Here is a 9672-nt window from a genome sequence, read left to right on the forward strand (position 1 = left end):
CCGTGACCACGAGCCGGCCGGCCTCCACGCTCAGGTGGAGGTGGGTCTTCGAGACCGAGCGTCCCTCGTCCGGAACAGGGATGAGCTGCGCTGCTTCACCGGCCCTGGCGGCAGGATTGCGGCCAATGAGCGCTGCGGACTGCAGCACCAGGTCCCGTCCGTCGTCGAGCACTATCCGCACGGCCGGCGGGCCGGCAGCGGGAGCAGCGGAGCGTCGGGAGACAACCGTCTCCCCGGCGTCGTCATCCGGGTGGGTGATACCGAAATCGTGCAGCGGTGAGGTGGGGCCGGTAGGAACCTTCTCGGACTGGAAAACCACCGGCACCGGCCCGGACGCCGGTACGGGCGCTGCGGAAGCCTCCGGCCGGGAGACCACCGGGGAGGACACCGGCTGCAGCGCCGGGGGCGGCGGCTGCGGAGCGAACGACGACGGCCCGTTAATTCCGCCGGTCTCCAGCGGATTGCGTCCCCGCCGGACGTCGAACACGAACGTCCTTGCCGCCTTGTCATGCCAGCCCTGGCGCTTCCCGTTGGAATCGAACAGGTTGGAGACCATCACGACGACAAACCCGAGGACCGGGACGATTCCCGAGAGCCCGATAATGAGGTTGCGTAGGAAGACGGCCATCCAGCCGGGGGCGAACCCCTCCTCATTGGTGGTCCGCAGACCGAACATCAGGTTGCCGGGGGTTTTGCCGGTCTTCGCTTCCCAGCCCCACAGGAGAACCCAGTAGCCGAGCGACAGCAGGCTGCCCGCACCGACCACCACAAAGAACATGCTCAGATCCACGACGGCGGAACTCGCCGATACCTGCTCGTAGCCGATCAGCGGCATCCCGACGGCGGCCGCAACTCCCGTGATCAGCGCAGGCGGGATACCGTCAACCAGTTTTGCTCCCAGCCGCTTGCCGGCCGGACCGTTCTCAAGGTTGAGCTGAGCCATGGCGCCCTGCCGTCCTCCCTCACCGTCTCTCCGGGCATCAGGATGCGTCGGCGCACTGCCCGGTGGGTCCACTGTACGGACATGCGCGCTGCGATTGGGAATGGAAGCGCCGCAGCGCACGCAATACGCGGTGCCGGGAGCCACCGGCGAGGAACAGCGCGGGCACTGGATCTCGGCTGCCGTCACTGCTCCGGCCTCCGCACCGTGCCGCGGCGTGGAGCGGGAGCCATCCTGGAGCGGGTCTCGCGGATCAGGGACCGTGGCGAGAACTTTGCCCGCTGCCGCCGGAACCAGCCGACGGAGCCGCGCATGTCCTCCAGCGACGTTTCCACGGCATTCCAGTACTCCCCCACTTCCTGCTCGGTGGGCTCACCGGCGGCGAAGATGCTGGCATCCGCGCGTTCGGCGAGGAGCGTGGTGGACCCCGCGCTGGCCGGGAAGGCCTGCCCGAGCTCCCGCGCGCTCTCGCGGCGGGTGGCCTTTGCATTGGTGTCGGCTCCGAGGTCCGTTGCCAGGCTCAGCACCTCGCTCCAGCCGCCGCCGACCCGCTGGGAAGGCGCGCCGTCGTTCGCGCGCCGCTTCCGGCGTCGTACCTTCAGCAGGAGGATCAGCAGCAGCGGCAGCAGCAGGACGCCCAGCGGAATCAGGGCGAGCGCAATGGCCCGGATCAGCGGCCCCCAGTCATCCCAGAAGTCCTTCTGGCGGTCTTCGGCATCCTGCGGTTCGGGGGCGGAGTCCGGCGGGAGCTCGGCCGGCTCCTGCGGCGGCGGCGGGGGCTGCAGGACCTGCGGTTTCGGCGAGGACCGGGGCTGCTGCTGGGGTGGTACCGGCTCGTTGTCCTCCGGCGGCGTGGGGTTCAGCGGGACCCAGCCGGCGTTGTCGAACGCGACTTCCACCCAGGCGTGCACGTCCTCACCGGTCAGGGCGATCGGCGCGGACGGATCCTCCACCTCGTCCCAGTCCGGGTAGAAGCCCATCACCACCCGGGCGGGGATGTTGAGCTTGCGGGCCATCAGGGCCATCGCGACGGCGTACTGCTCGTCGTCGCCGACCATCTGCTCGGCGTCCAGGAGGGTGAGCATGCGCGCGGCGCCGTGGCCGGGCAGCGAGGGGGCTTCACCGTCCTTGCCGTTGCTGAAGAAGCCCTGCGAACTCAGTACCTGTTCGAGGCGGCGCACCCGCTCGATGGGGTCGGACACCTCCCCCACGTACTCGCTGGCTTTGGAGGCGATGACCGGAGGCTCGTTCCGGACCCGCGGGAGGGTGAGGTCGGCGAAGTCGTACTGCGTGAGCACCTCGTCGCTCGGGATGTCGGGGAAGACCACGTTGACGCTGTACGTGTCGCCGGACCGGACGCCGATCGTCGACAGGGCGGTGCGGGCGTCGTCGTTGTAGTACAGGGACCGGTTCAGGTCCTGGGACCGCGGCCCGCCCAGGTCCACCCCGAGCAGCTCGCCGCCGGAGGGCAGCCACACCCCGTTGTAGGCCCCGACGGTGATGTCCAGCGTTGCCACCGTGCCCTCGTCTTCGGCGATGTCGGCGCTGCCCAGCTGCTGGGCGTCGCCCACCCTGGCGAAGTTCCCGGCAGCCTGCGGATTCACGTTGTAGACCACGCCGTCGTAGGCGTCCATCGCGGCGAGGCGGATCCGCTGCCCTTCGGGGAGCCCAGCGACGGTGAGCAGGGTTTCGTCGGTCTGGTCCTTGACGTACTTGCGGAAGCTGGTGAGCGGGCTCGGGTAGTCGAACAGGTCCACGGGAGGCTCGACGACGTCGCGCAGGACATCCCGGTCGGTGCCGCCGGCGAGCACCGGGTTGATCAGGAGGGTGAGGACGGTTCCCACCGCCAGGACCGCGCCGCCCAGTCCGAGGCGCCGGGCCGTATTGGACTGGAGACCACCCGAAGCCGCGGAGGCGCTGCCGTCCGGCGGGAGCGCTGCGTTGGCGGACAGGGCCCCGCTGCGGTCCGTCCGCGCGATGTCGCGGCGGTACGCCAGCCATGCGGTGAGGGCGACCACCAGCAGCACGCCGCGAAGCTCCGGCAGGGAGGCCCGGTTGGTGCCGAAGGCGATGCTCGCCACAAACAATCCGAAGACCGGCAGGAGCACCCAGTAGGGTGTGCGGACGCGCCAGGCGAGCAGCCCTGCCGCCACCGAGAACAGGAGTGCGGAGAGGAAGGGGACCACGAGCATGCCGCGACTGATTCCCACCGGGTCCGCGACCGTCAGCAGGTCCTTCCAGGAGAACACGATGCCGACGATCAGCACGCGCAGCGACTCGAGGGTGGGCAGGAATCCCAGGAAGGATTCGACCGGCGCGGCGAGCGCGTGGCCGAGCAGGAGGTAGGCACCGAACAGGATCCCCGCCGTCGTCCAGAAACCCCACCGCTGGCGGGTGCTCAGCCAGGCGGTGAGCAGGCCGATGGCGATGCCGCCGAATCCTGCCGCCAGGTAGCGCAGGTCCCCGCCGAAGGTGGGCCCGAAGCCGAGGACGCCGAGCCCGAGGAGGATGGTCAGCACTCCGACGTCGATTCCGGTCTGGAAGGTCCCGGGGAGCGTGCGGGTGCGTCCGGTGCGGCGGCTCATGCTGCTGCCTTCCGGAGGATCAGGGCGAGGTCGCTCAGGTCGCTGAGGGTGAGCACGGTGAGGTCGCCGATGGTGGCCCGTCCCGGTTCCTGGCCGCTGACGCAGCGGATGGCGATGCACCGGATCCCGGGCGGCACCGACGCCGCCGCGGACCGGAGCTGGGACGGGGTCACCTGCGGCCCCACCACGAAAAAGACCACTGACGCGTTCGGCACCGAATCCGCCGTCGTCCGCGCCAGGTCCACAGCGGTGAGGCGCTGGTTGCGGCCCTCGATCCGGGTCATGTCGTCCAGCAGGTTGCGGCCGGTTTCCGAGCGGACCGGGCCGTCCTGGGTCAGCACGCTCAGGTTCCGCTGCTCGCGGATCGCCTGGAGGCCGATGGAACCGGCCACGGAAACGCCGAGCTCGAATTCGGCGTCGGACCCGTATTCGGAGGTGTTGGTGGAGAGGGCCACAGCGAGGTGGGAGCGGCGGGTTTCCTCGAACTGGCGCACCATCAGCTTTCCGGTCCGCGCCGTGGTTTTCCAGTGGATGTGGCGGCGGTCATCGCCCGGCACATAGTCCCGCAGCGCGTGGAAGGAGACGTCGGCGCTGGAGAGGTCCTTGGTGGGCAGCCCCTCGAGGTCCTTGATGAACCCGGCGGCCGAGCCCACCAGGGGTACGGTGCGCGGGTGGACGTAGAGGTCGGTGGGTTCGGTCCAGAACACCTGCCGGCGCAGCAGGCTCAGCGGGTCGGCGCGCACGGACCGGACGGGACCCACCACAATGACGGCGCGGCGGTGCGTGGGAATGGTGAAGAGGTCCTCGTGGAGCTGGTTCGGTTTCAGCCGCGGCAGGTGGAAGATCGCCGTCGCCGCGCCCACCGGCAACTCGAGTGAGGCCGGCAGCAGCGGCTTCGACGATGTGTTGGAGACGGCCACGCTTCCGACTGCGCGGTCACCCACGGCGACGCGCGTCCGGGACAGGTCCAGCTCCACGGCGTAGGACGATCGCCCCAGGATGAAACCGACCGCCAGGACAAAGAGGATGCTGCCCAGCAGGGCGGCCACCAGCGCTTCCCGCCAGTCGAAGACGGCGCCGAGCACCCAGAGGGCCAGCACCGTCCCGGCCATGATCCAGCCAAGGGGGCTGACCACTCCGACCACGGGGCCGCAGTACCGCCGGAGCGCCCCACCCACGCGCCGGGCGGCCGGCGTCCCGGCAGCGCGGAGCAGCTGCCACGCTTCCCGGGTCAGTGACCCTGGGTGAAAGCGCGACGACGGCGGCCTCCCTCCCCGTGGTCCCCTGCCGGGGGCGGGAGACGGTCTGGGAGCACGACGACGGTCGGGCGCGCCTGCGCGGCGACGCGAGGCGGCCTTCCGGGCGGTTTCGGTACCTGTTGCCATGGCGGATCAGCTGGGTCAGGCGGTTGCGCGCTGCTGCGGCGCTGAGACGTCGGCGAGGACCCGGCGCAGCACGGCCTCGGCGGTGGCGCCGGCGAACTCCGCTTCGGGGTCCATGACAAACCGGTGGGTCCACACGTAGGGCGCGAGCTCCTTCACGTCATCGGGCAGCACGTAGTGGCGGCCCTGACCGGCGGCCCAGACCTTCGCCGTCCGGACCATGGCCAGGGCGCCACGGACACTGACTCCCAGGCGGGTTTCCGGCGCGGTGCGGGTTTCCTCCGTCAGCCGGGAGATGTATTCGAGGACCGCCGGGTCCACGTGGGTTTCCATGGCGAGGTCCGCCATGTCCTTGACGGCATGGGTGGTGATGATCGGGTTCAGTGCAATCGAGCGGTCCCGGGTGGAGGCTCCGCTGAGCAGCTGCACGGTAGAGGCGTGGTCCGGATACCCGATCATCGTCTTGATCAGGAACCGGTCGAGCTGGGCCTCGGGCAGCCGGTAGGTTCCGGCCTGCTCAATCGGGTTCTGGGTTGCGATCACCATGAAGGGGCGCTCGTTGGTGTAGCTGACGCCGTCCACGGTGACCCGCGACTCTTCCATGACCTCCAGCAGCGCGGACTGGGTTTTCGGCGACGCCCGGTTGATCTCGTCAGCGAGGACGATGTTGGCGAAGATGGGGCCCTTGTGGAACTCGAATTCCTGCGTCTTCTGGTCATAGATGGTGATGCCGGTGACGTCGGAGGGCAGCAGGTCGGGAGTGAACTGGATCCGTGAATGGGTGCCCTGCACGGTGGCGGCGAGGGACCTGGCGAGCATGGTCTTGCCGGTGCCCGGCGCATCCTCGAGCAGCACGTGGCCCTCGGCGAGCATGGCTGTCAGGACAAGCCGCACCACGTGGGACTTGCCGAGCACGGCCTGCCCCACGTTGCCGACCAGCTTGTCGAACGTCCCGGCGAACCACGCGGCCTGTTCAGCGGTCATTGTCATGATGATGTCTTCCTTTTTCCATTGCGTGATCCGTCCTTGCTGTCTGTCCGGGCGGTCAACATGTCGGCGCTCCGCTTTCCACGGTGACGCTGGCTTCCTTGAACCAGGCGCCGCCCGCGCGCTTGACCCACTTGGTGGAGTAACCGGATTGGCCGGTGGTTTCAAAGACAGGGTACTGGCCGCCGTTTGGACGCGTACATTCGATTTCGAAGCGGTACCCGTTGCCGAACCAGGTTCCGCCCGCGTCCGCACAGTTTTTCCTGGTGGCGGCCTTCGTGTTTTCCGAGGCGGGGTACTCACAGGTTCCGTCGGTGAGGGTGTCATCCACGGTGCCGTATTTCTTCGGCGGTGGCGAGGTTCTTCCGGTGGCCGTCCGGGTGGCGCGCTGGCCCTCGGAATCCGTCACGGTGACCGTAATGGTCACGGACTGGTCGTAACCGTTGCCTGCCACCGCCTGCCCTCCGCCGGCCCCGACCGAGCCTGACTCTTGGCCCGCGGACCAGGTCACCGAGGTGACCGGCCGCCCGTTGGACGGCGTGGTGCCGATGGAGAAGACCACCTGCTCCCCCGACGGCGAGGAGCTGATGGACGGCGTGTGCGGCTGGCCGAAGGGCACCACCGCGTTGGACTGGGTTGCCGGTCCGGGATAGGAACTGCCGTTGGCGGTGTTGACCGCGCGCACGCCCACTGTGTAGGAGGACCCGTTGCTGAGGCCGCCGATGATGCCGTCGGCGGGCAGCGCCGCGAAGGCGCCGTTGTTCAGCTGGTACTCGTAGCGGGTCTGCTGTGCTGTGGCGCCGTTGGATTCCGGCCGGCCATGCGAGACGGTCAGCCGGCGGTCGCCCGGAGCTGCCTGGACGTTCGGCACCGCGCCCGGTGCACCCACCGCCTGCCGTGGTTCAGACGGCGCGCTGGGGGCAGAGGTCCCGGCCTTGTTGGAGGCCGTGAGTGTGAACGTATACGGGCTCTGCGAATTCGGAACGGTCACCGTGGTGTTGAACACCGATCCCGAAAGCTCGGCGGAGCGCAGTGCCCTGCCGTCCTGGCTGGTGGTCAGGGTGTAGGTCTCGATTTCGGCGCCGTTCTTCTCCGCGGTGGCCGGCTGGGCCCAGGACACGGAGAGGACGGAGTTGGCGGAGCCTCCCTGCGAGGAGACCTGGGCGGTCGGCGCGGCAGGGGCGGCGGGCACTCCGGCCGGGATCTCGGACGCGGAATAGGTACTCCAGTCCGAGGGATCCGGTGCCTGGTTGAACGCGCGCACACGAACCTTGTACGGGATGCCGTTCTCCAGGCCCGCCCATTCGGCGGTGGTGCCGGAGACACCGCTCTTCCGGAAGCCTCCGCCGGGCGGCGCCGGCGAGATCTCCAGGTCATAGCTTTCCACCGGTGAGCCCTCGGTGGGCGGCACCTCCCACGCCACGGTGAGCGAGCTGTCGCCGAAAACGAGCCGCGGCGCGGCAGGGGTGGAGGGTTTCTCGTCCGGTCTCGCGGAGGCGGAGGTGCCCGACGACGGTGACTCACCGACGTCGTTCACTGCCACCACGGCGAAGGTGTACTCGGTGTTGTTGGTGAGCCCGGTGATGCTGCAGGTGGTGGCCGGGCAGTCCTGGCTGACACCGCCGCTCCCGGTGACCCGGTACCCGGTGATCCGGGAGCCGTTGTCCGCCGGCGGGTCCCAGGACAGGACGACGGTTTCGCTGCTGACCTCGCCGACCGACGGCGTGGACGGAGCATCGGGAGCGCCCTTGACGGTGAGCCGGATGCGTCCGTCGACCTCCCGCTCCGGGTCCCCCGTCCGGTCGCCGATGCGGTACTGCACCACGAGCGTTCCCACGAAGTCGTCGGCGGGTGTCACGGCAACGGAGTCGCCCTGGGCGCTCACTGAGCCGAGGCCTGTCTCGGTGCTGACCGAGAGCAGGGTAAGCGGAGAGTCGGGGAAAGGATTGGTGTCATTGGCGAGGGCATCGACCACGACGGTCCTGCCCTGCACCGCGTCGGGCTCGATGTCGTCGTTCGCCACGGCCAGCGGGCGGGTCGAGCTGACCACGGAAACGTTGATCGCGGCCTCCACCGGGTCGCTGCGCCCGTCGGTCACGGAGAACCGTACCGGGTGCACCTGGTTCTTCGCGGCAGAGCCCGCGGTCACGGACAGCACCGGGCCGTCGAGCGTCGCGGTGAGCCCGTCCGGAGCCCCGCCGACCTGCGAGAAGCTCAGGGTGTCCGCCTCGTCGATGTCGCGCACCAGTTTGGCGAGGTCGATCGAGGCGCTCTCCTGCTGGGCAACCTGCAGCTGGCCCGAGCGTGCTTCCGGCTCGTGGTTCCTGTCCGGGTCCGCCAGGACCATGATGCCCACGGTCAGCATCGACTTCAGTCCCTCGGGGTCATCGACGGAGGCGCCGTCGGTGACCTCGAAACTGACCGATGCCGCACCGGCGTAGTCTTCGGCGGAGGTGAAGACCAGGGTGCTCGCGTCGCGGACCAGCGGTGCGTTGTTGGAGGCCACGGCGGTGACCTTCGCGTCGTCGGTCAGCTGTACCTGCCGCCCTTCGCGGACCACCACCAATTCGGTCAGGTCCAGTACGAGTTCCTCACCGCTTCTGACCTCCTGGGTAGCGGTGTCCCGCAGCGCCGGCGGCTGGTTCGCGAAGCCCGGGATGTGGATGAACGCCGTCGCCTGGAGTCCGTCGATGTCCGTGACCGTGTAGGGGATGGTCTGGGCCTCGGGCAGCAGCTGCACGTTGACCATGCTGGTTCCGCCTTCACCGGGGCGTACGGACGCGGTGGCGGTGCCTTCGGGGAAGGCGATCCGGAGTTCTTCGGGTGAGCCGTCCCGGTCAAAGTCGTTCTCAAGCACCGGAACGTCCACGGCGGCCTGCCCGAGCGTTTCCGGGAAGGAGATCCGGTCGTCGTGGGCAATGGGCGCCAGGCGCGGTGCGTCCGGGCGGGTCTGCACGCGCACTGTTCCCATCGCGGTGCCGCCGCGGCCGTCGTCGACCGTGTACCGGAGTGCGGTGGTGCCGCTGCGCTGCGGCGAGGTGAAGCGCACCTTGCGGTCGTGGACTTCCGCCTCGATCCCGCCGGCGGCTTCGAGGCCGTCCGGCAGGAGCGCCAGGGCGTCGCCGTCGGGGTCGGAATCATTGGACAACACATCCACGGTGACGTTGCGCCCGGGCAGTACGTCCACCGAATCATCCACCGGGACGGGAACCTGGTTGACGCTGCTCGGCAGGGCGATGCCCACGAGTACTGTCCCCGTGGAGCGTGCGCCGAAGCGGTCGCTCACCACATAGCTGAAGGAATCCTGGCCGGCGGTGTCGGTGGCCGCGGTGTATTCGATGTAGGTGGCGCCGACCCGCGCCGTGCCCTTCGACGGAGCCTGGTCGATGCCGATGAGGGAGACGGAATCGCCGTCGGGATCAATGCCCGTCAGCGGAATCGGGATGCGCGTGGTATTACCCGCGATGGCCCGCGCCTTGACGGTTTCCGGGAGCGGGCGGGAGTTGTTTTCCTTGTCGACTGCGCTCACCCGGAACAGGACCTGCGCCGAGTCTTCCTGCCCATCGGGGCCGCGGACCGCGTAGATGGCCCGGTAGGTGCCCGGCGTGCTGCCTGCCTTGAAGCGGAGGCTGTTGCCGGACACCGCGAGGAGTCCCTGGCCGGGGGCGACGGTCTCCACCAGTTCGGGGTCAAGGGTGAGTTCGCCGCCGTTGGGGTGGGTGTCGTTGGCGAGTACCTCCACCGTGGCGACATCGCCGGCGCGGACCGTGATCTCATC

The 9672-nt window shown here is 69.2% G+C and carries 5 protein-coding genes; all 5 read right to left on the reverse strand.

The genetic code is table 11. The features are described from left to right. On the reverse strand, positions 1-943 hold a 943-nt coding region (locus tag X803_RS18605; protein WP_035778267.1), incomplete at its 3' end, for an RDD family protein. 182 nt (positions 944-1125) lie between these two features. Continuing rightward, positions 1126-3525 carry a transglutaminase-like domain-containing protein gene (locus X803_RS18610; protein ID WP_253907414.1) on the reverse strand — a complete coding sequence of 800 codons (2400 nt, stop codon included), beginning with the start codon at positions 3523-3525 and terminating at the stop codon, positions 1126-1128. Then, positions 3522-4910, reverse strand: coding sequence for a DUF58 domain-containing protein (locus X803_RS0107865; protein WP_026544710.1), 1389 nt, complete (start codon positions 4908-4910; stop codon positions 3522-3524). Before X803_RS0107865 ends, X803_RS18610 begins: the two co-directional genes overlap by 4 nt. A gap of 15 nt (positions 4911-4925) precedes the next feature. After that, the gene (locus X803_RS0107870) at positions 4926-5897 is read right to left on the reverse strand and encodes an AAA family ATPase (protein WP_026544711.1); all 972 of its coding nucleotides are present in this window, start codon (positions 5895-5897) and stop codon (positions 4926-4928) included. A gap of 55 nt (positions 5898-5952) precedes the next feature. Then, on the reverse strand, positions 5953-9672 hold a 3720-nt coding region (locus tag X803_RS21005; protein WP_035778288.1), incomplete at its 5' end, for an Ig-like domain-containing protein.

It is taken from the genome of Arthrobacter sp. 35/47 (assembly GCF_000520475.1).
Lineage (GTDB): Bacteria > Actinomycetota > Actinomycetes > Actinomycetales > Micrococcaceae > Arthrobacter_D > Arthrobacter_D subterraneus.

Excerpts from the sequence above, each read along its gene's own strand:
- X803_RS18610 (WP_253907414.1), bottom strand. The coding sequence starts at position 3,525 with ATGAGCCGCCGCACCGGACGCACCCGCACGCTCCCCGGGACCTTCCAG.
- X803_RS0107865 (WP_026544710.1), bottom strand. The coding sequence starts at position 4,910 with ATGGCAACAGGTACCGAAACCGCCCGGAAGGCCGCCTCGCGTCGCCGC.
- X803_RS0107870 (WP_026544711.1), bottom strand. The coding sequence starts at position 5,897 with ATGACAATGACCGCTGAACAGGCCGCGTGGTTCGCCGGGACGTTCGAC.